This window comes from Microbacterium shaanxiense, assembly GCF_054779995.1.
In genome coordinates, this window is the sequence record NZ_BAAGXE010000002.1 from 255,106 (window position 1) to 278,208 (window position 23,103).

At 63.7% G+C, this 23,103-nt stretch carries 21 protein-coding genes; 11 read left to right on the plus strand and 10 right to left on the minus strand.

Annotated features, from left to right (window positions below):
• Positions 1-174 precede the first annotated feature (174 nt).
• Both ACYVG2_RS06135 and ACYVG2_RS06140 read left to right on the plus strand, forming a co-directional pair.
• On the plus strand, positions 175-621 hold the full coding sequence (locus tag ACYVG2_RS06135) for a MerR family transcriptional regulator (protein WP_460780158.1): 447 nt from the start codon (positions 175-177) through the stop codon (positions 619-621).
• Between the two features lies 1 nt (position 622).
• Positions 623-1,594, plus strand: coding sequence for an aldo/keto reductase (locus ACYVG2_RS06140; RefSeq protein WP_460780746.1), 972 nt, complete (start codon positions 623-625; stop codon positions 1,592-1,594).
• Positions 1,595-1,672: 78 nt separating this feature from the next.
• Here the strand turns inward: ACYVG2_RS06140 and ACYVG2_RS06145 are convergent, their stop codons facing one another.
• Both ACYVG2_RS06145 and ACYVG2_RS06150 read right to left on the minus strand, forming a co-directional pair.
• Positions 1,673-2,884, minus strand: a complete 1,212-nt coding sequence (locus ACYVG2_RS06145) for a glycoside hydrolase family 76 protein (protein ID WP_460780159.1) — start codon at positions 2,882-2,884, stop codon at positions 1,673-1,675.
• 89 nt (positions 2,885-2,973) lie between these two features.
• A complete protein-coding gene (locus ACYVG2_RS06150) occupies positions 2,974-3,594 on the minus strand; it encodes a TetR/AcrR family transcriptional regulator (RefSeq protein WP_460780160.1) in 621 nt (206 codons plus the stop codon).
• A 110-nt stretch (positions 3,595-3,704) separates the two neighbouring features.
• On the opposite strand from ACYVG2_RS06150, the gene ACYVG2_RS06155 reads away from it, so the two are divergent.
• Genes ACYVG2_RS06155 through ACYVG2_RS06165 form a run of 3 tightly spaced genes read left to right on the plus strand, consistent with a single transcriptional unit; the run spans position 3,705 to position 7,534 of the window.
• A complete protein-coding gene (locus ACYVG2_RS06155; protein ID WP_460780161.1) occupies positions 3,705-5,018 on the plus strand; it encodes an MFS transporter in 1,314 nt (437 codons plus the stop codon).
• 30 nt (positions 5,019-5,048) lie between these two features.
• Positions 5,049-5,993 (plus strand): sugar phosphate isomerase/epimerase family protein, encoded by a 945-nt coding sequence (locus ACYVG2_RS06160; RefSeq protein ID WP_460780162.1) that lies wholly within the window; start codon positions 5,049-5,051, stop codon positions 5,991-5,993.
• Positions 5,990-7,534 (plus strand): GMC oxidoreductase, encoded by a 1,545-nt coding sequence (locus ACYVG2_RS06165; protein WP_460780163.1) that lies wholly within the window; start codon positions 5,990-5,992, stop codon positions 7,532-7,534. The genes ACYVG2_RS06160 and ACYVG2_RS06165 overlap by 4 nt, the downstream gene beginning before the upstream one ends.
• A 61-nt stretch (positions 7,535-7,595) precedes the next feature.
• Here ACYVG2_RS06165 and ACYVG2_RS06170 read toward each other — a convergent pair whose 3' ends face one another.
• The 4 genes from ACYVG2_RS06170 to ACYVG2_RS06185 form a co-directional block, all read right to left on the minus strand.
• Positions 7,596-8,183, minus strand: coding sequence for a hypothetical protein (locus ACYVG2_RS06170; RefSeq protein WP_460780164.1), 588 nt, complete (start codon positions 8,181-8,183; stop codon positions 7,596-7,598).
• 71 nt (positions 8,184-8,254) lie between these two features.
• Complete coding sequence (locus tag ACYVG2_RS06175) at positions 8,255-8,425, minus strand: hypothetical protein (protein ID WP_460780165.1); 171 nt, start codon at positions 8,423-8,425, stop codon at positions 8,255-8,257.
• A gap of 48 nt (positions 8,426-8,473) precedes the next feature.
• Positions 8,474-8,959 carry a pyridoxamine 5'-phosphate oxidase family protein gene (locus ACYVG2_RS06180; RefSeq protein ID WP_460780166.1) on the minus strand — a complete coding sequence of 162 codons (486 nt, stop codon included), beginning with the start codon at positions 8,957-8,959 and terminating at the stop codon, positions 8,474-8,476.
• Positions 8,960-9,075: 116 nt separating this feature from the next.
• Positions 9,076-9,804 (minus strand): helix-turn-helix transcriptional regulator, encoded by a 729-nt coding sequence (locus tag ACYVG2_RS06185; RefSeq protein WP_460780167.1) that lies wholly within the window; start codon positions 9,802-9,804, stop codon positions 9,076-9,078.
• 82 nt (positions 9,805-9,886) lie between these two features.
• Here ACYVG2_RS06185 and ACYVG2_RS06190 point away from each other — a divergent pair, with 82 nt between their 5' ends.
• The 4 genes from ACYVG2_RS06190 (at position 9,887) to ACYVG2_RS06205 (ending at position 15,757) form a co-directional block, all read left to right on the plus strand.
• The gene (locus tag ACYVG2_RS06190) at positions 9,887-10,750 is read left to right on the plus strand and encodes an NAD(P)H-binding protein (RefSeq protein ID WP_460780168.1); all 864 of its coding nucleotides are present in this window, start codon (positions 9,887-9,889) and stop codon (positions 10,748-10,750) included.
• Between the two features lie 694 nt (positions 10,751-11,444).
• On the plus strand, positions 11,445-12,602 hold the full coding sequence (locus ACYVG2_RS06195) for a DNA cytosine methyltransferase (protein ID WP_460780747.1): 1,158 nt from the start codon (positions 11,445-11,447) through the stop codon (positions 12,600-12,602).
• Positions 12,603-12,607: 5 nt separating this feature from the next.
• Positions 12,608-14,671: an ATP-binding protein gene (locus ACYVG2_RS06200; RefSeq protein ID WP_460780748.1), complete on the plus strand. Its 2,064-nt coding sequence runs from the start codon at positions 12,608-12,610 to the stop codon at positions 14,669-14,671.
• A 207-nt stretch (positions 14,672-14,878) separates the two neighbouring features.
• The gene (locus ACYVG2_RS06205; RefSeq protein ID WP_460780169.1) at positions 14,879-15,757 is read left to right on the plus strand and encodes a hypothetical protein; all 879 of its coding nucleotides are present in this window, start codon (positions 14,879-14,881) and stop codon (positions 15,755-15,757) included.
• A gap of 453 nt (positions 15,758-16,210) precedes the next feature.
• On the opposite strand, the gene ACYVG2_RS06210 is transcribed toward ACYVG2_RS06205, so the two are convergent.
• Positions 16,211-17,131 carry a G5 domain-containing protein gene (locus ACYVG2_RS06210; protein ID WP_460780170.1) on the minus strand — a complete coding sequence of 307 codons (921 nt, stop codon included), beginning with the start codon at positions 17,129-17,131 and terminating at the stop codon, positions 16,211-16,213.
• Positions 17,132-17,597: 466 nt separating this feature from the next.
• Between ACYVG2_RS06210 and ACYVG2_RS06215 the strand changes: the two genes are divergently transcribed.
• Positions 17,598-18,434: a hypothetical protein gene (locus tag ACYVG2_RS06215; protein ID WP_460780171.1), complete on the plus strand. Its 837-nt coding sequence runs from the start codon at positions 17,598-17,600 to the stop codon at positions 18,432-18,434.
• Positions 18,435-18,439: 5 nt separating this feature from the next.
• Here ACYVG2_RS06215 and ACYVG2_RS06220 read toward each other — a convergent pair whose 3' ends face one another.
• Positions 18,440-20,077: an amidohydrolase gene (locus ACYVG2_RS06220; RefSeq protein ID WP_460780172.1), complete on the minus strand. Its 1,638-nt coding sequence runs from the start codon at positions 20,075-20,077 to the stop codon at positions 18,440-18,442.
• A 1-nt stretch (position 20,078) separates the two neighbouring features.
• Entirely contained in the window at positions 20,079-21,338 is a 1,260-nt protein-coding gene (locus ACYVG2_RS06225; RefSeq protein WP_460780173.1) for an MFS transporter, read from the minus strand.
• A gap of 162 nt (positions 21,339-21,500) precedes the next feature.
• Between ACYVG2_RS06225 and ACYVG2_RS06230 the strand changes: the two genes are divergently transcribed.
• Positions 21,501-22,424 carry a LysR family transcriptional regulator gene (locus ACYVG2_RS06230; RefSeq protein WP_460780174.1) on the plus strand — a complete coding sequence of 308 codons (924 nt, stop codon included), beginning with the start codon at positions 21,501-21,503 and terminating at the stop codon, positions 22,422-22,424.
• Here ACYVG2_RS06230 and ACYVG2_RS06235 read toward each other — a convergent pair.
• Complete coding sequence (locus tag ACYVG2_RS06235) at positions 22,408-23,100, minus strand: hypothetical protein (RefSeq protein ID WP_460780175.1); 693 nt, start codon at positions 23,098-23,100, stop codon at positions 22,408-22,410. The two genes, ACYVG2_RS06230 and ACYVG2_RS06235, sit on opposite strands and share 17 nt — an antisense overlap.
• Positions 23,101-23,103: the final 3 nt, after the last annotated feature.

Sequence of the window (23,103 nt, forward strand, 5' to 3'; positions counted from 1 at the left end):
GAGTGTAAAACGGATTCGGCAATAAGTCTATTTATATCTTTAAATATATGGATGATGTCAGATTGGAAGGTGTTTCTCGGCATGTGCGCCGATCCACCCTCTTAAATAAGTATATGTATTTGGTTTCAGCGTTCAGTTTGACCTATATCGCACTATAGATCGCATGATGGGGGCATGAACGAAATCACTCTCCCTCCCGTCGAGGCAGATGTGCCATCGGGCGGCATGACGATCGGTGAGGTCGCACAGGCGACGGGGCTCAGCATTCAGGCCCTCCGCTACTACGAGCGTGAGGGTTTGATGCTCGATCCCGCGCCGCGCGATGGTTCCGGCCGCCGTCGGTACGGTGTCGGCGACCTGGCGTGGATCGGCGGCTTGCTGATGCTCCGCGACACCGGTATGTCGGTCTCTGATATGCGCGCGCTCGCGGACCTGTCGCGCACCGAAGGTACCGAGAGTGAGCGGCTGCGAGTCCTGGAGGCGCATCGCGAGCGCGTCCTCGAGGAGCTCGCTCGTACCCGTCAGCACCTCCTGGCGCTGGACACGAAGATCAACGCGTATCGCGATGTGATCGCTTCGCAGAGGGGCGCGCTCGCACAGGAAGGATCGACAATTGAATGAAATGCATCTTGGTGACGGCCTGAACGTCTCGTCCATCGGCCTGGGGGTCATGGGCATGAGCGCGTACTACGGCCCCACCGATGAGGCAGAGGCGATCGCCACCCTGCGCCATGCGGTGGACATCGGTGTGACGTTCATCGACACGGCCGAGGCATACGGGCCGTTCGAGAATGAGAAGCTCATCGGCCGCGCACTTGGTGACCGCCGCGACGAGATTGTCATCGCGACCAAGGCTTCGGCAGAGATGGATGACGACGGCACCATACGTGGTCGCAACGGCACTCCGCAGTACATCCGTCGCGCGTGCGAACGTTCGCTGCGCCATCTGGGCATGGATGTCATCGATCTGTACTACCTGCACCGAGTCGACCCCGCGGTTCCGATCGAGGAGAGCGTCGGCGGTCTGGCCGAGCTCGTCGCAGAAGGAAAGGTCAGGCACATCGGGCTTTCCGAAGCGTCTGCCCCGACTCTGCGCCGCGCGCACGCCGTGCATCCGATCGCCGCCGTGCAGTCGGAGTTCTCGCTCTTCGCCCAGGACATGCTTCGCAATGGGGAGAAGGTGACGGCGGACGAGCTCGGGATCGGTGTCGTCGCGTTCTCTCCATTGGGCAGGGGCACGCTCACCGACGGGCTTCGGTCACTCGATGAGCTTGCATCCGACGATGCGCGTCGCGGTCTGCCGCGGTTCCAGCCCGACGCCTTCGCAGCCAATCGCCGTCTGGTCGACCAGGTGGAAGAGATTGCGCGCGGGCGCGATGCCACGACCGCTCAGGTGGCGCTCGCGTGGATCATGTCTGAGGGGGTCGTGCCGATTCCCGGTACACGTCACCGGGCTCGCCTCGATGAGAACGCCGCGGCGGCCGGGATCGTGCTCAGCGACGATGAGCGTGCTCGATTGCGCGCGACGCTTTCGGAGGACGCAATAGCCGGGTCGCGGGATGGGATCGACGCGGCAATTGGCGTCGATCGCTGACCGGAACCACGCGCGCCAGCGCCCAGGATGCTGCCGGTACGTGCGGCACATCCTGGGAGCCGGCGTCGGTGGGCATCGTCAGCTGATGTCAGCCAGGTCTCGTCGATCCCACGCGAGCATCGCGAAGATCTGGATCATCCCCGCGTTGTCGAGCGTCGCGGCCGGACGCGTCGGGTTGTAGTCGCCGCCGCCCGAGGGCTGGAAGTGGAACAGTCCGGTCTCGGGGTCGCGGTTGGAGTCCCAGGTCGACTGGGCGTACTGCTCGATCGCGTCGCGGTAGGCGGAGTTCTTGCGCACCGAGTCGAGCAGCAGGAGGTCTCTGAAGTAGAACGCGTTGAAGATCGCCGGCTGCTGCTGCAGACGGTTCTCTGCGGTCCAGTACTCCAGCGACCCTGCGGCGGCGGCTTCGGCTTCCTTCACCCAGGCGACGTCGCCGGTCGCGCGATACAGGATCGTCGCGGTGGCGATCATGGATCCGGAGTTGTACGTCCAGAGGGTCGGGTTGATCTCCCCGGCGTCGTTGATGCTGTTGGCGTAGAGACCCGGCGAAGTCTTGAGGCAGTCGTTGTTCCAGTCGTAGAGCTTCTCGCTCCATTCCAGGTAGCCGGCCTCGCCCGTCTGCTCGTACAGGTGTGCGGCGAGCTGCGCGCCGAGTCCCGTGATGTTCGCGCCGCGGTCGGCGTTGTCAGCCCTGTCGATCCAGTCCATGCCGCCGGGGCAGGTGAGGCTCTCGTCGGTGTTCCATCCGCGGATGACGATGTCGAACGCGCCTCGGGCCTTGTCGAGATAACTGGCGTCGTCGGTCTTGCGGAACTGCCTGATGTTCGTCAGGCCGACGATGGCGTTGTCGTCGTAGAAGACGTCTCCGCCTGTGCCCAGCGGGGCGGGCAGGTAGGACTCGTATCCGGCGCGGTCTCCCTCGCGCACGTTGTAGTACAGGTCGAAGTTGGCGACGCGCTGCTGAGCGAGGTTGTCGTACGCGGCACCGAAATCGCGCACACCCTGCAGGTCGGCGGTGGCCTGCGATGCCTCTCGGTACTCCCAGAGGTACGAGTAGGGGTTGCCTTCCGTGCCGGTGTTCAGCTTGTAGAGCTGGTGCCCGGCGGCCCCGAGGTAGAGGTGGTCCTGCATCGCGTCGTACGTCGACACGGCTCGTTCACCCCAGATCGGCTCGGGGGCTGGCGGTGCGGCCTGGGCCGAGAGCGGCGCGGCCGCGAGTGCGGCCACGGTCGCGAGCCCGAGGGCTGCAGCGCGCTGTCTTTTGGATCGAAGCGGGGAGTGCAACTTCATCGTTATTCCTGTCTCTTCGGTTGATATCGTTACCAACAAGACAAGGGTGGTGCATGGCGAGGGGTGAGTCAACCCCCGAGGAGAGCTCGTCAGGTGGAGCGCGGTCGCTTCGCTCTGGTCGCCGGCATCCGCGGCACCACGATCTCCGCATTGCTCAGTGACATCAACGCCTCACGGAACAGGACTCGATAGTCCTTTTCGTGATCGCCCTTCCAGTGCTCGTCGACCCGGTAGAAGATGTCCAGTGCGATACCGACGGTGATCTGCACGACGTGGTCGGTGGGCTGCCGGTTCATCCGCTCGGCGAGGGCGTGCTCGAAGTCCGCACGGCTGTTGAGGAAGAAGTCCCACAGACGCGCTCGGGGCACTGCTGATGCGTCGATGATGCGACGGATCTCGGTGATGCGCCGCGAAGGGTCCGCGAACTCGTCCGCCAGATCCATGAGGGCACCCGCAAGAGCTTCCTCGACAGGTTCGTCCGCAGGGCGCGCGCGAAGGAAGCGGCCGAAGTCGAGCACTTCGGCGAACGGCTCGAGGATCAGTAGCTCTTTGCTGGGGAAGTATCGATAGAGCGTCGAGCTGCCGATCTCGGCGGCTTCAGCGATCTGCTCCATCGTGGTCTCGTCGTATCCCTGCTCGATGAACGCCGACACGGCGACCTCCGCGATCTGGCGTCGCGTGCGTGCTGCCTTCATCTCCCGGAGTCCCACAGCCCCGAGTCTAGATCGACCGAGGCAAATGCTTGACAAGAAACTGGGCGATCCTCCATATTGGGAGTCACTTCCATTTCGGAACGACTCTCACGCACACAGGAGTGCACATGACCCGACCCGACATCGCCGTCGACGAACAGATCGTTCGACCGGCAACACCTCTCCCACGCCTGATCGCGACGATGTTCTCGTCGAATGTCGGCGCGCTCATCGCACTGTTGACGCCATTGCAACTGCTGCTCACACTGCAGACCACGCGGATCGCCGGGCCGGACGCCGCCGCAGCGTTCGGGTTCATCACGGGCGTGGGTGCGCTGTTCGCTCTCGTCGCCAATCCACTCGCCGGCCGCATCAGCGATCGCACCGCTGCACGCTTCGGACGCAGGCGCACATGGATCCTCACCGGATCCATCGGAGGATCGCTCGCGGTGTTCGCGATCGCCTTCACCACCGAGATCTGGCAGGTCGCGGTCATCTGGTGTCTGACGCAGTCGCTGTTCAACTTCCAGCAGGCGGCGACCAACGCCCTCCTCGCCGACCAAGTGCCCACGCACCGTCGCGGCACGGTCTCGGGCTTCATCGGTCTCGCCGGCGCGGTCGGGCCGCTCGCCGGAATCGCCGCGGTGAGTGCGCTGACCGACCCGCTGATGCAGTGGGGGCTCATCGCGGCGATCTCGGTCGTCCTCGGAGTCATCGCCGTCTTCCTGCTGCGTGATCCGCAGCACATCCCCGCGGAAGACCAGGCCGGTCTGAACCTGAAGCAACTGCTCCTGTCGTTCTGGCTGAATCCCCGTAAGCATCCTGCGTTCGGATGGGCGTGGCTCGTGCGGTTCCTGCTCACGTGCGCCTATGCGAGCGGCACGTACAACGCGTTCTTCCTGATGGATCGTTTCGGTGTCGCGCCGGAAGAGGTCGGTGGCAGCGTCCTGATGCTCTCGCTCATCTCGGTGGGGCTGCTGGCGGTGACGAGCGTCGTCGCCGGGCCGATCTCCGACCGGGTGCGCCGCCAGAAGCCGTTCGTGATCGCCGCGGGAGTGCTCGCGGCCGCCGCCCTCACCCTGCAGGCGTTCGCGCCGACCATCGAAGTCGTGTACCTCGCCGTCGCGATCCTCGGCATCGGCACCGGGCTGTTCTTCTCGATCGATAGCGCGATGTGCGTGCGCATGCTGCCGAGCGCCGAGAACGCAGGCAAGGACTTCGCGATCATCAACATGGCCAACACGCTGCCGCAATCGTTCGTGCCGTTCATCGCGCCGCTGCTGCTGGGAATCGGCGGCTTCACCGCCCTGTACGTCACGCTCGCGGTGATCGCCATCGTCGGAGCCCTGTTCGTGCTTCGACTTCCCGAGCTGGGTCGCGAGGGCGACCCCCGATGGGCGTTGATCACACGCGAATCCGTCAGCACGCCAACAGTCGTCTGACCAGCACCTGCCACACCGAAGGAGAAAAGAATGACCACGCTCGCCATGTCTTCGTACAGTGTCCGAGAGCACCTCGGGCCCGTCGAGTTCAGCTTCACCGATCCCGAGGGGGAGACGCGAACGTTCGCGTTCCCGTACGAGAGCCTGACGACCCTTGCCGAGTTCCCCGCACGTGCGAAGGATGCTTTCGGCGTCGACCAGATCGAGACGGTCGCGTTCCAGTTCCGTGACGGACTGGGAGATCCAGAGCTCGATGCCTTCGCTGAGGCGCTCGCGGCATCCGGTGTGCGGCTGCTCAACGTCGCCATCGACACCGGTGATCTGCTCGAGCGGGACGACGCCAAGCGTGCGGCCGACGTCGCGGAACTCAAGGAATGGATCGCGCGGTTCGCCGACATGGGAGCACAGTTCGTGCGCGTCAACCCGGGATCGCCGTTCAGCCCGCACCACGGCGAGCAGCCGCCGGCTCATCTCGTGAACGCGCTCGTCGAGCTGGGCGAGTACGCAGCCAGTCGCGGAAGCCGCCTGCTCGTGGAGAATCACGGTGGTCCCAGCAGCGACCCGGCGTGGATGCTGAGCCTGCTCGATTCCGTGGGAAGCGAGCACCTGGGTCTGCTGCTCGATCTCGGCAACTTCGACGCGCTCATGCAGCCGGTCATGGCGCTGATGTTCCAACCGCCAGGAGCTCCTGCCGTCGATCCGGTCACGCTGCTCGAGAACGTGGATCTGAGCCCGGTCTACGCGGGCATCGAGCAGCTCGCACCACGCGCCGAGCTCGTGCATGTCAAGGCGCACGACGTGGACGAGTCGGGCGTCGTGCGGCCCATCGATCTCGAACGTGCGATCGGCATCCTGCGTTCGCACGGATTCGACGGTCCACTGACCGTCGAGTACGAGGGGACCGGAGGCGATCCGTGGGCGAAGAGCTCACGCGTCCTCGACGTCACGCGCCAGGCGGCGGAGGTGCACGCATGAGCGCCCGTGACGAAGATGTCGACGTTCTCATCATCGGCAGCGGCCCTGCGGGGTCGATGTACGCGCGCACCATCGGAGAGCACGTGCCCCATGCACGCATCCTCATGGTCGAGCTCGGTCCGCGGGTTCCGGGGATCCGCGGCAATCACACGCAGAACATGACGGACGAAGAGCGTGCGGCGGTCCAGTTGCTCACGCAAGGTCCGGACGCCGGAGTCGAGCGTGCCGCTGCGCTGCAGGACATCGCCGAGGGGCTCGACCCCAGCCTGGAGTTCCGTCAGACGATTCTGCCCGGCCTCCATTTCGTCGATCCGCGTCCGGCGCTGCGAGACGGCGAGGTCGGCTTGCCCGCCGCGAGCATGTCCACCGGCGTGGGGGGAATGGGCATCCACTGGGGTACCTCGACGCCGCGGCCGCATCAGTCCGAGCGCATCCCGTTCATCCCCGAGGAGGAGATGGATGCTGCGCTGACGCATGCGGAGTCGGTGCTCGGAGTCACCGCGCAGATGCCCCCCGGCGATGGGCTCGCCGCAAAGCTGTACGGTGCGATGTCCGAGGAGTTCGACGGACCCGGCCTGACTCCGGTCGGCTTCATGCCCAGCGCGACCCGCTGGGAAGGCGAGCGTCTGACGTTCTCGGGGACCGGTCAGATCCTGGGAGAGATCGAGGAGTCCGTCGCAGGGTTCGAACTGCGGCCGGAGACGCTGGCTCGGCGGGTGATCGTGGAGGACGGCGTCGCGATCGGCGCCGAGCTGGAAGACCGTGCGACCGGGGAGCGCTACACGGTGCGCGCCGCCCGCGTCGTCGTCTGCGCCGACGGGCTGCGTACTCCGCAGGTGCTGTTCGCGTCCGGCATCCGCCCCGCTGCACTCGGGCACTACCTCAACGAGCACTTCCAGATGGCGTCGTTCGTCATGCTGTCCGATGAGTTCGATCCGGCGGGATTCGACCGCGATCCGAAGAAGCTCGGCTACGTCTTGATCCCGTTCTCGGACGAGCGGCCGATGCAGGGCGGCGTGATGGCGCTCGCGGGGTCACCGTATGCTCTCGGCATCGGCGATGACGCGGCCGCGATGCGCCTCGGCATCCTGGCTTGGTATGCGGCGAAAGACGTCCGCTACGAGGACGCCGTCGAGTTCACCGACTCGGATGTGGACTTCTACGGCATGCCCAAGATGTCCATCCGGTACGCGCGTACGGAGCGCGACCTGGAGACCATCGAGCAGATGCGCATGAACTCGATCCGCTCGGCCGAGCGCATCGGCACGCTCACCGAGGAGCCCGCATTGGCTGCGGGCGGATCATCGTTGCATTACCAGGGGACGGTGCGTATGGGCGAGACGGATGATGGCGCCTCCGTCTGCGACGACCACCTCCGCGTGTGGGGCATCGAGAACCTGTACGTCGGCGGCAACGGAGTGATTCCCACCGCGACGGCGGCGAACCCCACCTTGACGACGGTTGCTCTCGCCTGGCGCGCGGCGACAGCCTTGGCGGCGTCGCTGGCGGATGAACTCGCGGAGGCTTCAGCCGGCCGCTGATTCAGACCGGGGCGGGTGCTCCTCCTTGTGCCCGCCCCACTTCCAACCGGCCAGTTCTCCGTCAGAAGGGGATGGTCAGGCTGCCGTCGGCCGCGACGACGATGACCTTCTTGTCGATCAATCGGTTGATGACCGCGGGAGCGTCGATCGGCGCAGAACCGTCCAGCATGGCGCCGTCACGATCGGGATCATGACGATACGCCGCCTCTAATCGCTCGCGCGGCACCGGACCGCCATGCTCCTTCATCAGCCGTACGAGAGTCCCTGCGACATCGCCCTCATCGGGTTCGAGGCGGGTGATCTTCTCGGCGATGCCGCGGAACTGCGCGATCCCGGCTCCGACAGAGAGGAACGCCTGACCCGTCGCCAGGGAGATGAGCCCGACCAACAGCTGCCAGAGCGCGTCCTTATGCAGCTTGGTGACATCGATATGCCATCGTTCGTCTGCGGTGAGCAGCTCCCTCACGACCGGGCCACCGGGAGCACGACGTGGCGATCGGAGATCGTAACTGACAGTGAGGCCGTCGACGTGCATCGCATGTGCCTCGCGGTACAACGCGCTGATCTCGTCGGGAGTGAGCCGCCTCGCGAGATCTGGCTCGATCATCGCCAGCGCTTCGGGCAGGTCCCTTTCCGAGAAACTCTTCACGGGGCACAGCGTATCGATGAGCGGCACTCAAGATGAGATCGGCCGGGGGCTCGGCTCACTGCGGCGCAGGCTCATTCCGGATGCTGTGCATGATCCTCGACGTCGGGTTCCGACCGGAGCAGGTCAGCGAGTTCCTCCTCCAGGCGGGGCGCGATGTTCTCGTCGAGCTCGATGTCCGGCACCGTGGCCTCGCTCGGACCGGGGATGTGCTTCCGATGCGACTGATCCTCGGGGGAATTCATGGCGGCTCCTTCGTTCTGCGCAGCCGGCGGTCATCGCGCCCGTCAGCCTCAGAGATCCACTTTGCCGCTTTCGCCGCCGTCGTAGCGCTCACCGGTGATCTTCGACTTCACGAAGCTGAACGCTGTGGCGATCTTTCCGCCCGGGGTGTCCCAATACTCGGCCGAGTCCGCGCTGAACTTGAGCACGCCGACAGCGGGGTCATCCGGACCATCGGGGAACCAGGCCTCGACCACCGGGTTCCACAGCTCGTCGATCTTCTCGCGGTCCTCGATGAGTCGTGCCGTACCCGAAAGCGAGACCCAGGCGTCATTCGAACTGAGCGAGACGTTGGCGCTTGAGTCAGTGGCGAGATCTTTGATCGGCGACGAGTTCTTCGAGACGAGGAACCACAGGTCGCCGTCGAACTCCGCCTCCTGCACTGTGAGCGGGTGCGCGACGAGCGTGCCGTCGGTGTGACGGGTGACGAACATCGCGAATCGGAACTTCTTGACGAGTTCTGCGACCTTCGCGCGATCGTCCGTGGAGTCAGCCATATCGTTCACCTTTCTCTTCCGTTCCATCTGTCGCAGCCAACGATGCGCTCTGTGTGCATTTGTGGGAACGGGGTTGAAAGCGACGAGGGTCCGGGATATGGCGGGGAGATCAGTGCTCAGCGATTCTTGGCTTCATCAAGTGGTGAGCTGGTCCGGCCGAAGTTGCTCGCCAACCAGCTCTCGATCGACGCAAAAGGGAACTCCCGGGGCGAATGCGCGCCCGGAAGGATGCTGGTCGACTGCATCCGATCCAGTCGGAACAGGCGCCAATCTCCTCGGTCGATGTCGAACCCGACGACGTACCACTGCCGGCCCCGTAGGAAGTGGCGGTGCGGCTCCATCACGCGCGTGGACTGCCGCCCGGACTGATCGGTGTAGTCGAAGCCGACGCGTGCACCCTGGGCGACCGCATCCGACAGGACACCGACGAGCGTCCAGTCCACGGGCGCGGGCGGTTCGTGCAGGATCTGGGTCGAGATCGCGGTGGCGGCCGCACGTCGGCGCAGGGCGGGCGGCAGCGCCTGCTCGAGCTTCGAGCGGGCGACGGATGCCGACGGGTCATCGGGGCTCCACGTCTCGAGCACCAGCAGACTCGTGATGATCGTGGCGACCTCATCAGCGCTGAGGAGCAGTGGCGGGATCTTCGTCCCTGGCCGCAGGTGATATCCGGCGCCTGGACCCGGTCGGGACTGCACGTCGTACCCGAGCTCCCGTAGTCGTTGCGTGTCTCGCCGTACGGTTCGCTGGCTCACTTCCAGTCGCTCAGCGAGTGCAGCAACGCTCCAATCGCCGCCTGCCTGGAGCAGCGACAGCAGATGCAGGGTGCGATTCGATGGCGAGTCCACGAATCCATGATTACGCAGGATGCGGCCAAAGACAGGCCGCATCTGCATCTAACGTGGCCAGTCACAGACGAAAGGACTAGTTATGCGAATCGCTGTCACCACCCCCAACGGCAACGTCGGACACCACCTCACGCGGATGCTGGTGCGCTCAGGGATCCGGCCGCTGCTGCTCACTCGATACCCGGAGCAGATATCCCCGGAGCTGATCCCCTACGTCGACGTGGCGCGCGCGGACTCGCAGAATGCCGATGAGGTCGTGGACGCGACTCGCGGCGTGGACGCCATCTACTGGGTCGATCCGTCGGTCATGTCGGAGGATCCGCTTGCGGATTACGCCCGCGCCACGGAGGCTCTCGTGCGTGCGGTCGCCGAGAACGGGATCGGTCGTGTCGTGTTCCAGAGCAGCGTCGGCGCCGAGAAGCGCCACGGTGCCGGTGAGATCGACGGACTTGCGGCGACCGAGGTCGCGCTGGACCGTCTCGACACCGACGTCACTCATCTGCGGTGCGGCTACTTCTTCACGAACCTGCTGCTCGACATCGAGTCGCTGAAGTCTGGCAGGCTGCAGACGGTACTGCCGATCGACGCGCCGATGGCCTGGGTGGCGCCCCGCGACATCGCCGAGGTGGCGGCCCTGACGCTGCTCAACCGTGAATGGACGGGACATCGCGTGCAGGCTGTGCACGGACCTGAAGACCTGAGCTGGTCGCAGGTCGCCGGGATCTTGACGCAAGAGCTCGGGCGAGATGTGATCGTCGAACGGGTCGCGGATGAGGAGATGCTGCAACAGTACGTCGACGCCGGGATGCCGGCGGCGATGGCGGATGCCGTGCTGGGGATGTCGACTGGATTGCGTGATGACTTCACGCCCGAGCAGGAGCGGTCGGTCGTGACGACCACTCCGACGACGTTGCGGGCGTGGGTGCGGGAGGAGCTGGTGGGGTGAAGATCCGGCGATGGTGCGTGCAGCGCACTCATCGGGCGCGCCGCGTGTGGCACCGGCGCCGGCAATGTCGTTGCGTGAGTTGTCGGGTGACGCTGGGCATCACGAGCGGACCCCGGCACGATCGATGACGAGGCGCCGAAGCGCGACGGGGGCTGGGAGCTTCCGTTCTCCGGCACTTCGATCAGTTGGATGCTGCGATCGAAAGAGGGATATTCGTTAAGGAAAGTTGAAGCCGGGGGTTCGGTTGGCGACCTAGCCGTCTTGTGTTGCGTCGCTGGATCTCAGTCGCAAGCGATACCGTCTCCATGTCGGTCGAGATCGTAGATATCGGAGCCGACGATTCGCACGGGGCCCTGGACATAGGCGGGCCCGTTTCCGCTTCCTCCTGCACGGTCAACATCGCTGGCGATAGGGACGCACGCATCCACGTAGTTGAATCGCAGCCGCCGTTTTGCTGAATAAGGGGGACAGGTGCTGGTGCAGGCGGTGGGGGTGGCGGCACGCGACTCCCGACCGTGATGACCGGGTAGAGATCATGCAGCGACGGTATCAGGTAGGTCATGACGCCCCGAGTTCAGCTACTAGTAGGGGAACTTCAGTCAGCAACAGCGGGACCGAAGTTCGGGCAGGGCGCGGCGCACCACGCGCCATCGATTACGACAAGCCAGCGGGCGGTAGCGTGATCACATCAGCGATGCAAGTGAGAGGTAAGGGCACAGTGAAGGCAGTTGAGCTATTCGCGGGAGCTGGAGGCATGAGCCAGGGTGCCATCAATGAAGGTTTGACGTTGCTTGCTGCGTTCGACAACTGGGCTCCTGCGGTCGAGACATACTCTGCCAACTTTACGCACGGAGCCACCGAGTTGGATCTAGCGGACGAACCAACGGTGTTAGCCGCACTAGATGCGCATTCTGCCGACATCGTTCTCGGCGGGCCTCCTTGCCAAGACTTCTCCAATGCTGGGAATCGATCGGAGGGTGCCCGTGCCGGGCTGACAACTACTTTCGCCCGATACGTTTCGCACATGCGTCCGACGGCGTTCATCATGGAAAATGTTCCAGCGGCTCTGCGGAGCGCGGCATACGCAGAGGCGCGAGCGGTCTTCGAACTCGACGACTATGGCATCACCGAGCTCATCCTGAACGCATCGCTGTATGGCGTACCTCAAAACCGAAAGCGTGCCTTCGTGATTGGCATACGAGGCGCTGAGCACGACTCGGTTCGCGGACTGATCCAGTCGGAGCAAAGCGTCTTTCCGCTTTCCGTTCGACGAGGCGTGAGCGCGTTGCCGGTCGAGCACTACTATCGGCATCCACGAAGTTATGACCGTAGGGCCGTGTTCTCGATTGATGAACCATCCCCAACGGTCCGAGGAACGAATCGCCCCCGACCCGCGACTTACCGCTACCACCCAAACGACTCAACGGATGACATCTGGGTGCGCTCCCTCACGTCATCGGAACGCTCACAGATACAAACGTTTCCCACATCTTTCAAGTGGATCGGGCCATCGTCAACGGTCGAACAGATGATTGGAAACGCGGCACCACCGAAGCTAGTTCAGGCAGTGGTCCGAGCAACTGTGAGAAGACTATCCGGCACCTACAGTGAGCCAAAATCACTAATCGACGTTCTCGCCGAGGAAACTGGAAACTCCCTTCGCTTTCAACAGACGCTGAAAGCGGGCCGTCGGTTGCACCGAGCCGTTCCACTCGGCGCTTCCGAGACCGCGTCCACCTATCGGGACCGCGTGAAAAATCACGTCCAGTATGGGGGGCTCCCCCTTTCGGATAAAGCTAAGGTCGATCTATTGCTTGGGATCCAGGTTCAACACGAGAAAATCGGGGTGTGACAAGAATGCCGAATGATGCCAACGAAGTCGAGGAGTTTTCTTTCACCTGGCAGGCCCTCAAGCTCTTGGGTAAGAGTCTGTACTCTAACCCATGGGCGGCTATATCCGAACTCGTCGCAAATGGATTTGACGCGGATGCCAACAATGTTTGGGTGCTACTTGACCTGTCTGAAGGCAAGGACGATGCCACCCTTCAAGTGCGCGATGACGGCGTCGGAATGGACCGCGAGGGTGTTCGGAACTATGTGCGTGTAGGACGAAATAAGAGAGAACAGAGCCCAGATAGTCCAGTGGCGAAGCCAATGGGGAGAAAAGGTATCGGGAAGCTGGCTGCACTCTATTTATCGGACGAGTTCTACATGGAAACCACACGTGAAGGTGCGACATCGACGTGGAGTCTGGTCATCGATCCTGAGAGGGCCGACGATTCTAAACCTCAAATGCGCCAGCGTTCGGACCCCCTTGACTTAATCGGTGAATTCTCGAACGGTGGGGTCTCTGGGACAACCCTACAGATTCTGCACATTGATTTGCGTGGGTCGGGCGCAGCATCGCTCGATGCCCTCGGCATGAAGCTCGCAAATCAGTTCTTGCTCTCGGCAATGTCAGATCGCCGAATATGGTTCGCAATACGATCTGATGCTAGCGAAACAATCGAGTATCGCGAAGTTGAAAAGCAAGTTGCATTTGGCAATTATATGATGGCGTACAGCAACTTCGCTTTGAGTGGAGCTGCACCCGCGGAGCTAACGAGGATTGAAGGTAGATCGGTTCAGCTGAAGGTAGGGGAGACAATCAAAGACTTGCCGGTCGCGGTAGGTACTTTCGCGCAGCTGGACCCGGGTGCAGCAGCTGACGCTTCGGGTGAGATAGCAGTCGATGATGGCTCCGACGAGTCTCGTGTCCTGCCCTACGAGCTGAGTGGGTGGCTGGCAGTCCATGCGACGATCGATAATGAACTCGCAAAAACGAACGATGATCGGTTCGTGAAGAACCAGTTTTACAATCCATCGCAAATTCGATTGTACGTCCGCAACAAGCTGGCAGCCGAGAATGTTCTCGGGATGCTCGGCATCACTCAAGCCTACGCGAACTACATTGAGGGTGAAGTGAGTTTTGATATCCTCGACGAAGACGTACTAGCCGATATCGCAACGACGAATCGCCAAGGATTCGACGAGAACGACCTACGTATGCAGCGTCTTAAGGAACTGTTGCGCCCGCTGGTTCGCGCTTTGATTCGAAAGCGAGAAGCGGTTATGAACGAACTCAAGACCGCAGAGCGTAAACGCCTAGAGGATATCCAGAGTCGAGCAAAAGCACAATTTGTGTCGGAGTTGCGAAACGAGTTAGAACAGGCAGACGTGTCGGGCGATGAGATCGAAAACTTGATTCTGCCCATCGAGAACAAGCTGGTTGGTTCCGCCGTGGCAGCGAAGGTCGATCACAGAATATTCCTTTCTCACGCAGGCAAAGATAAGGCGTTAGCCGACTTTTTCTACTATTTGCTCCGCGAAAAGGGTGTGACTGAAGATGAAATTTTCTACACCTCGAAAGATCGGGAGCGAGACGATGCACAAAACCTTGCGCAGTTGAAGGATCGAATGCGGGAATGCATAACAGATGTGAAAACTAGAATCTTCTACCTCGCGTCTCCAAATTTTGGGGAGAGTACTTATTGTCTTTTTGAAGGCGGTGCCGGTTGGGCCACTCGAGGTGTCAGTGATTTTGATCTCGTGACAACGAGGTTTGCTGACGCGCCTGTATTTCTGCACAACAATCAGCCCATGGTCGGATTGCTAGATTCTGATTCGATGCTTTCACTCGATCGCAACCTTTATTTTGAAGTGGGTGCGGCCCTAAACCGCCTAATTGAGCATATTAATGCCGGACGAGAGATCCTCGGAGCGGAAGAAAGAGCGGTTTCGATCGATCTGGTCGAGATACCACCTCCGCATCAAATCCCGAGCGGTAGCTCGGTTCGTGAGTACATGGATGCGGAGTTCGTGGGACTGTGGGATGCTTATGTAGCGCCCGCGGCCGATCATTTCGTTGTAGCGACCATCTGAAGGTTGCTTGACCTTATCAAGCGGTGTACGTGGCCCGGGAGCGGTTGAGCAAGGCAACATGCACCGCCGCCAGATACGCCGTCGAGATCGCGCACAAGTCGGTCCAGGCATCACGTCCTCGTCCACACGCGTGGGGCGGTACACGGATGGATCTCCGAGACGCGGCCCCTTAGCGCAACTCTGCTCCCGGCGGGCTATTGTCGCTATGTGAACTCTGGCGAATGGACACCCCAACAGATGGCTGAGCTCTTTGTTCAGTTGACCGTCGGAATCGGAACTATCCTTGTTGCGCTCGCTGCGTTCTTCGTCGCGAGGGGTACTCACAGGACGGAGAAAGAAGCGTTCCTCGTCGGCATCAGGCGCGAGTGGGAGAACCTCCGTCCCACCTGGAGCCACGTGCTGATGTATCTGTACGGCCCGGCTTTCTATTACCACGAGGTGGCCGAAGCCGAGCGTGAAAAGCACAATTCGAGTCCGATAGCACTTCAAGAACAACGCGCCTTGGTGTCCCGAGTTTCTCGCTTTTTGGTTTACGCGAGCGACGCCCTCTTGACGGGGCGATGGACATTGAGGGAGGCTTACGCTCTTTTCGGGCCGGATCTCGCTCGGTTTTACCACGTGATCCTCTGGATGTCTCATCGCAAGGAGGGGGCCACGGTGCTATTCGTGCCAAGAGCAACGGGCGACGACGTCGATCATCTCACCGAGTTCGGTTTTTACGACAGCCAGGACGCACTCGTCGTCCTAGGGTTCCTGCTGAGAGCAGAACAGTGTCGTCGAGGTGACCTGCATCCGTGGTTCGTCACCGACCTCGCGACCGAGCTCACTGGTGAGTGGAACAAGCCAGTTCGTGCTGCAGTTCGCCGTGCTTCTCGGTCTCGAGGGCGTTTCTATCCCCGGCCATCACTCTTGTTGAGTTTGCACAGAGCACGTCATCCCTGGAAGCGTTCCGGCTACCAGTTCGAGAAAGGCGCCTACGACCTAAGCCCCAAGGTGATGCCCAAGCGTGCCTTTCGCCGGCCGTGGGAGACAATGAAGGGCAATGAGTCCCACATCAAACGTGTGTCTCGAGACGCTGAGTTCTAGACGGTGTCGCATAACCGTGTCCTGTCGACGGTGTCACGGAGATTGTTAACGGAATCCGCCCTGAGCGCGGTGCCCACGACATATCGATCAACTGCGGAAACTACGAGTTGAATATGATGATCGCCGGCACGTTGACGAACCCGACCAACCCGAGCATCACCTGGAACACCCTCGCAATGAAGTAGTCCAGCCCGTATCTGGAGCGACCGGAGCGATCGCCAGCGCCGGACACCCACAGAGTAATGCGGTCGCCTCGGGAATGAGCGCTAGCCCGATGATGGCCAGGTAGTACCTCGGGGACAGCATCCGCGGAGACTTCAGCGCGGGATTCGCCCGGTGGCGGGCACGATCTTCGATTGCAGACACGGTACGTCCAGGGATGAGCACCTCGATGGCGTCGCGTCCTTCCGCATGCGTAATCCAACGCACAGGTGGTATTTCGTCTAGACCTCGCTAGTCGCAGGCAATCCCATCGCCATCGCGATCCAGGTCGTACTCGTCGTGGCCGACGACCCGAAGCGGGCCGCTGACGTACGACGGCCCATTGCCGCTGCCGCCTGCGCAGTCGACGTCGGAATCGACCGGTACGCACACGTCGGCGTAGCTGGAGTGGCAGTTGCTAGGCGCCTGAACAAGCGGCACGGGAGCGGGCGGCGGGGGTGGTTGCCGAGTCCCGGTGGACGTGACCTCGTTCACCGGCGCGACGGTCACGAGTTCGTTGGCGACTTCCCTCGAGACCTCCTTGCCATCCACATACTTCACGCGATACGTCGTCACCTTCGTGCCGTCGACTCCGGCGGTCGTGACCAGGACCTGTCCGACGTCGATGTTCGGATCATCCGCCGCGGACCGTTCGAACGGAATCGTGGTGGACTCCTCGACCTCCTCAAACGTGGTCGGTTTGGGCGACGGGGACGGCTTCTCAGTCGGGGTCGATGCGAACGGCTTGGCGTCCGCGGTGTTCGCGTTGTCGGCGTTCGAGCCCGGACCGCCGAGTGCCGCGTTGGCTCCGCTCCCCACAAACATCAGCACGAAGGCGATACCGAGCGCGGCCCATGCGGCGCCCCGCGAGCGCACGCGGAACAGCTTGGCGGAACCGCGCACGATTCCATAGATCGCGATGAAGAAGAGGAAGAACCCGGCGAGCATGAGAATCGCGCCTAGGCTGCGCGTGAGCAGCGTGATCACCAGAGCGACGGCGCCTACGATCAGCGCGACCTTCACCTTCGATGACTTCGTCGGTGGTGCCTCCGTCGCGACCACGGGGGCCTGGCCGACCGGAGCAGTGTGCTGCGTCCATTGCGAGCCGTCCCACCATCGTTGCTGCGCGGGTTCGTCCGGGTCGGTGTACCAACCCTGAGGTGTTTCTGGCATCATTGCCGGCTTTCTGATCGGGTATGGCTGAGACTACCGATATATCGGAAGCGCGAAGTGTCGATCTGATGCCGACTCCACGTATCAGGAGGGTACGAACCGGCTCCTGATACGAGAGACGAACAATTCGGCCCGACGATGCAAAGGAGCACCATGCGAGTCCCCGCCTACCATTCGAGCAATCCCAGCAATCCGGACGTTCACCACGTGTACAACGACTGTCCCAGCGGCGTCCAGATTCCACCGCGGAACCGCGTAGCCGGAACCGGGGGCAACCGTATGTGCGATCACTGTCGCCAGCGTTGATCCCGTCGACGGATCGTCGCGTACAGCTCGACGATCCGTCGGCACCGAAGTCTCTTCTCAAGACCCTTTCGCCAGCTCCTGGAATGAAGATCCGCGCACTCGATGAGCATGTTGCTGAGTTCCGCTGGGCGTTGCAGCTCTGCGAACTAGGCTCATCCCCATGCCCTGGAAGACCATCGACGTCCACGTCGACCGCGACAGCGTCGCTATGGGCGACGACGCCAAGTCGCACGCCAACACGACCACCATTTCCGGAGGCACGCTGCTCAGCGCCGCCATCGAGCAGTGCTCACCCGAAATCAAAGCACAAGGGTGGTCATGGGTCGTCGTCGTCGACGGCGCGGCAGCCGCAGTCTGGTCGGTCGATCACGGTGTGCAACTTCTCGTCGAAGACCGCAAGCTCAGACGCGGCCCGGTCGACATCCACGTCCGCTACTTCCTTCAGATCGATCCCGGCTGGCTCTTCGACCGTCTCGCCCACGGTGCCCGCGCCAACCTGCGAGAACTCGAACGCGAATACGCCCTGATCGCGCGCGAGAAGTACCGGGCCGAACTTCTCCGCCGCGAGCGCGAGATCGACGCCCGGCTGCTGACCTCCGAGTGCGTCGATGCCATCCAGCACTATGGCGCTGACGTGACCCTGCACGCCGACGTCGCCTGCGAGTTCACGCACCCGGGCAAGCCGTGGGTAGTGAAGCGCGCTGACACCATGTTCCAAGTGTTCGTCGGCGGCGCGCCGGTCGCGTCGATCCGGCCTCACACACTCGGAGAAGCATGGCTCGTCGGGATGCTTGGCGCCGAAAACCGCGTCGCCGCGGGTCTTCCTGACCTGCCCGATGCAGACCCCCGGCCAGGCCTCGAGCTCACACAACAGGGTGGACGCTGGATGTCGCACGGAGCGACCGTCGTCCAGGTCAGAACAGAACTCGCCGCACGCGTCGCCCGACTCGCCTTCGGGCGTTCGGTCGCCGAAGTGCGCACACTTCTCGAGGTCTGAACCCTCTACCCGACGTCCCCGAACTCCACCACCCCACCGACGACCGTCGTCGTGACTTCCTGCTCCGCGATCCGCTCCGCGGGAACCGAGTACAGGTCGTCGCTGAGCGCGATGAAGTCCGCGAGCATCCCGACCTTCAAGGTCCCCTTCGAGCGTTCCTGACCGACGGCATACGCCGAGCCGTAGGTATACGCCCGCACGGCCTCGTCGATCGAGATGCGCTCGCGCTCGCCCAGCACGTTTCCGCCGCTGGTTCGCCGCAGCACCATGTCGCGCAGCGATACCAGCGGGTTCGCGTCCGACACGGGGGAGTCCGTCGAACCGTTCAGCACGATCCCGGCATCCGCCAGCGACTTCACACGGTAGATGTCGTCGCGACGATCCTCCGCCACGGCCGCGGCCATGCCGTCGCCGAAGTCCGAGAGGAACACGCCCTGCGGCACCGGAATCACCCCGAGACGTGCGGCGCGCGCGATATCCGCATCGCTCGCCAGCGCGAAATGCTCGATGCGGTGGCGCACGTCGGACCGCGGCGCGATGCGCTGCGCCTCTTCGACAGCATCCAGAACATGCGTGATCGCGCGATCACCGATCGCGTGCGTCGCGACCGTCCACCCGGCGCGATGCGCGCCGACGATGTAGTCACGAAGTTGGGAAGGCTCGTGCAGCAGCACACCGAAGTTGTCGGCCTCGCCGTGGAAGCACGCGTGCATGGCTGCTGACCGCCCGATGAACGAACCATCGGCCACGATCTTCACCGGCCCGACACGCAGCATGTCGTCGCCGAGCCCGGTGCGGATGCCGAGATCCAGCCCCAGCACGTCCTTGTCGGGCAGATCCTCGAACGGATGCAAGACAGTGATGTACGGCATCAGAGTCGTCCGCACCTGCAGCATCCGCTGTTCGACCGCCGTCTGATACGCGTGATAATCGAGCGGGCTGTTACCGACCACGCGGATCTCGCCGACCCCGGGCTCGGTGACCGAAGTGAGCCCGTAGCGCAGCGCCTGATCGCTCGCCAGCTGCAGATTCCGCTGCACCTCGTCCAGCTCGACGGGCCGCACCAGCGCATTGATCGGGCCCATCGCCGACTCCTGTAGCAGACCCTGCGGTCGTCCGTCAGCATCGCGCGGGATGCTGCCACCCGCGATGTCCGGATAGCCCTCCCTGCGCGGATAACCGGCGAGCTCGAACGCACGCGTGTTGGCCACGAGCATGTGCCCGGAGACGTGCTCCAGAATGACCGGCCGGCCTCCCGCAGCCCGATCCAGCGCCTCGGCGGTCGGATGATCCTCGAGGAAGTTCTGGTCGTACCCGGATCCTCTTACCCACGCATTCGGTGCGAGACCGTCCGCATATTCGCGGACCGCGTCGTACAGCTCAGCCAGCGAGTTCACCGCCCCAGGACGCAGGTTCAGCGACGCGAGCCGGAACCCGGTCAGCGAGAGGTGGTGATGCGCGTCGTGGAACCCGGGGAGCACGGGATGCCCGCCGAGGTCGACGATGCGGTCAGCATCCAGGCCGTGCAGGTCGTCGTCGAAGCCGATGATGCGGCCGCCCAGCGTGCCGATGCTGTGCGCGAACGGCCGCTCGGGGTCGAGGGTGCGGATGCGGGCGTTGGTGAAGATCGCGTCGATGTGCATGTCAGGCCGCGCTCTCCCGCTCCACCTGCCGCACGATCTGACGCTGCAGACCCCACACACCGGCGATAGTGACGAGGATCATCACGGCGTAGAACACCGCGACCGCCCAGACGCTGCCGCCGCTGGAGTTCAGGATCCACTGCGCGACCAGCGGGGTCGAACCGCCGAACACCGTGGCGCACAGCTGGTAGGCGAGCGAGACGCCCGAGTACCGGATGCGGGCGGGGAAGGCCGACGCGAGGAACGTGGCCAGCAGCGCGTAGTACGCCGTGCTGCCGAGGATCGTGGCGTAGAGCGTGACGGTGATCCACAGCGCTGACGCCGCCTGGATGGCCAGGAAGTACGGCACGGTCAGCAGCACGCTGAACACGAGGCCGGTGAGCATGACCTTCGCGATGCCGAAGCGCTCGGCGATCTTCGCGGCGATCGGCTGCCAGATGAATTGGAGCACCGCCATGCCCAGCAGGATGTTGAGCATCAGTTGTCGGTCGAGGCCCAGCGACCCGGTCGTCCACGACAGCAGGAACGTGTTCGAGAAGTAGGCGTTGGAGATGCCCATGACGGATGCCAGGACACCGAGCCCGATGAAGAGCGGAGCCGTGCGCAGAGCGACGAGCACGGGCGCGCTCACGACCTCCTGCTTCTGCTTCGCCGCGACGAAGTCGGGCGACTCCTCCACCTTCAGGCGGATGACGAGACCGACGACCACGAGGATCGCGGAGAGCAGGAACGGGATGCGCCAGCCCCACGTGATGAACTGCTCATCGGGCAGCAGTCCCACGAGCAGGAACATCAGGGTGGCGAGGATGGATCCGGCGGGCGACCCCTGCTGCACCCACGCACCGGCGAGACCCTTCTTCTCCAGCCGGGCGTTCTCGGTGGAGAGCAGTACCGCGCCACCCCACTCGCCGCCGACGGCGAAGCCCTGCAGGCCGCGGAGCACGACGAGCAGGATCGGCGCCAGCATCCCGATCTGCGCGTACGTCGGCAGCAAGCCGATCAGGGTGGTCGCGGCGCCCATCATGATCAGCGTGATGACGAGCACGTTCTTGCGTCCGAGCTTGTCGCCGAAATGCCCGAAGACGAGCCCGCCGACGGGGCGCATGAGGAAGCCGACCCAGAAGGTCGCGAACGATGCCAGCAGCGCCGCGCCGGGGGCGACATCCGGGTAGAAGACGCGGCCGAACACGAGCGCGGCGGCCGTGCCGAAGATGTAGAAGTCGTACCACTCGATCGCGGTGCCGACGAAGGCGCCGACCATCGACCGTCGTTGACGAGCCGGGGAGATCTCAGTGTGCGAAGCGGCCATAAGCGGCCCTCTCTGTCGGGGAGGAAGTTGTCGGGAATCGGGTTCAGGCCATCTTGACGGCACTCCGTCATGCCCGTCCAATGAGAAAAACGGGTATGCCTATACGCTTTGTGCATGTACGGCGAACGAGAACTCGAAGCGTTCGTAGCGGTCATCGACAGTGGATCGGTGAGCCTGGCTGCCGAACGGCTCATCCGCACGCAGCCGACAGTGTCGCGGCAGATCGCCTCGCTCGAGCGGCAGGTGGGTGCCGCGCTGTTCCGCCGCATGCCGAACGGCATGATGACGACCTACGCCGGTGAGCGCCTCGAGCCCATGGCCCGCGACCTCGTGCGCCGTGGTCGTCGCGCGCGCGAGGTGATGACCGGCATCGTGCAGGAGCAGCGCTCGTTCGTCGTCGCCGCACCCGAGATGACCAGCGTGCTCGTGCTCGCGCCGTTCATCGCCGAGGGCGGTCCGATCTCCGACGTGATGATCGCGACACCCGCCGAGACCTACGACCGCTTGCGAACCGGAGCCGACCTCGCGGTGACGACCAGTCCGCCGGCCTCGAGGCTGCGCGGCACGCGGGTGACGACGCTGCCGCTGTTCTGCCAGCTGCCCGCGTCGCATCCGCTCGCCGACGGCGAGCAGATCGAGCTGAAAGACATGCTCGCAGGCCCTTTCCTCACGTCGGGGCGCGGATCGGCGGCCTGGGCGCAGATCCAGCAGGTCGCGGAGGGCGAGGGGTGGTCGCTGGAGATGGCGAGCCTCGGGGCGGATGCTCCGATCATCCAGGCGCGATCGGCCGCGGGGCACGGGCCGTGCGTGGTCGTCGAGCCGCCGCGGTTCGGCCTTGTGACCCGACGGCTGGTGCACCGAGGAGCGGCCATGCACGCTGCCCTTTATGCGGGGTGGGAGCGCACGCACTACGCGGGCGATGACATCCGTCGTCTGGTGAAGCAGCTCAGCGACTACGTGTCGACGCACGTTCCCGATCTGTACCCAGAGGGGGCGTACACGGCGGTCGAGGCGGCGCCGGTCAGCCGGCGCCGGTGACGTCGGGGTCGGCCTGACCTCGGCGATCCACCGCTGCCAGCCCCACACGCATGGCCTCACGCTCCGCCGCATCCCACGGGCCCGACACGGCCAGCGGGATCTCGGTCATGAAGCGGCGCTCGCTCTCCGGGATCCGCTCGGCCACCAGTTCAGGGTTCGCCGCCGCCGTCGCATACAGGTCGGGTCCGTCGGCGTAGAACAGGTCGCAGATCACGAGGCGGCCGTCGGATCCGTGCATCACGTTCGACGGGTTCTGATCGAGCGGTCCGCACCACGGCAGCTCGCGCAGCGCACGCTCGTGGACGCGACGGACGATGTCGACCAGCTCGGCGACCGACTCCTCGCGCTTCTCGATCGCCTGGTGGAACTGGACGGCGTCCTGCTCCTCCACGGCGTCGAGCCACTCCATCACCTGCAGATCGCCGCCGCCGACGAGGCGTCGATGGGCGAAGAGCTGCGGCACCTGCCGCGTGTGCGCCGCCTCGCGATAGAGCTCCGCGGTGTACGGACCGGTGGGGTCGAACGGGCTGATCCGCACGGCCATGGTCGTGTCGGGAGAGCGCAGCGCGATCGCCCAGTCGCCGGCGCCGCACGGCGTCCAGCCGGCCTCGGCGAACACGCGCTCGGCATCCGCGTGCGTGGCATCCGAGGGGAGAAGGTCGAGGATCTCGCTCATCTG

What these genes read in the sequence shown, in the direction of transcription:
- ACYVG2_RS06135 (WP_460780158.1), top strand. Translation starts at nt 175, where the DNA reads ATGAACGAAATCACTCTCCCTCCCGTCGAGGCAGATGTGCCATCGGGC.
- ACYVG2_RS06140 (WP_460780746.1), top strand. Translation starts at nt 623, where the DNA reads ATGCATCTTGGTGACGGCCTGAACGTCTCGTCCATCGGCCTGGGGGTC.
- ACYVG2_RS06145 (WP_460780159.1), bottom strand. Translation starts at nt 2,884, where the DNA reads ATGAAGTTGCACTCCCCGCTTCGATCCAAAAGACAGCGCGCTGCAGCC.
- ACYVG2_RS06155 (WP_460780161.1), top strand. Translation starts at nt 3,705, where the DNA reads ATGACCCGACCCGACATCGCCGTCGACGAACAGATCGTTCGACCGGCA.
- ACYVG2_RS06160 (WP_460780162.1), top strand. Translation starts at nt 5,049, where the DNA reads ATGACCACGCTCGCCATGTCTTCGTACAGTGTCCGAGAGCACCTCGGG.
- ACYVG2_RS06165 (WP_460780163.1), top strand. Translation starts at nt 5,990, where the DNA reads ATGAGCGCCCGTGACGAAGATGTCGACGTTCTCATCATCGGCAGCGGC.
- ACYVG2_RS06175 (WP_460780165.1), bottom strand. Translation starts at nt 8,425, where the DNA reads ATGAATTCCCCCGAGGATCAGTCGCATCGGAAGCACATCCCCGGTCCG.
- ACYVG2_RS06180 (WP_460780166.1), bottom strand. Translation starts at nt 8,959, where the DNA reads ATGGCTGACTCCACGGACGATCGCGCGAAGGTCGCAGAACTCGTCAAG.
- ACYVG2_RS06190 (WP_460780168.1), top strand. Translation starts at nt 9,887, where the DNA reads ATGCGAATCGCTGTCACCACCCCCAACGGCAACGTCGGACACCACCTC.
- ACYVG2_RS06195 (WP_460780747.1), top strand. Translation starts at nt 11,445, where the DNA reads ATGCAAGTGAGAGGTAAGGGCACAGTGAAGGCAGTTGAGCTATTCGCG.
- ACYVG2_RS06200 (WP_460780748.1), top strand. Translation starts at nt 12,608, where the DNA reads ATGCCGAATGATGCCAACGAAGTCGAGGAGTTTTCTTTCACCTGGCAG.
- ACYVG2_RS06210 (WP_460780170.1), bottom strand. Translation starts at nt 17,131, where the DNA reads ATGCCAGAAACACCTCAGGGTTGGTACACCGACCCGGACGAACCCGCG.
- ACYVG2_RS06215 (WP_460780171.1), top strand. Translation starts at nt 17,598, where the DNA reads ATGCCCTGGAAGACCATCGACGTCCACGTCGACCGCGACAGCGTCGCT.
- ACYVG2_RS06220 (WP_460780172.1), bottom strand. Translation starts at nt 20,077, where the DNA reads ATGCACATCGACGCGATCTTCACCAACGCCCGCATCCGCACCCTCGAC.
- ACYVG2_RS06225 (WP_460780173.1), bottom strand. Translation starts at nt 21,338, where the DNA reads ATGGTCGGCGCCTTCGTCGGCACCGCGATCGAGTGGTACGACTTCTAC.
- ACYVG2_RS06230 (WP_460780174.1), top strand. Translation starts at nt 21,501, where the DNA reads ATGTACGGCGAACGAGAACTCGAAGCGTTCGTAGCGGTCATCGACAGT.
- ACYVG2_RS06235 (WP_460780175.1), bottom strand. Translation starts at nt 23,100, where the DNA reads ATGAGCGAGATCCTCGACCTTCTCCCCTCGGATGCCACGCACGCGGAT.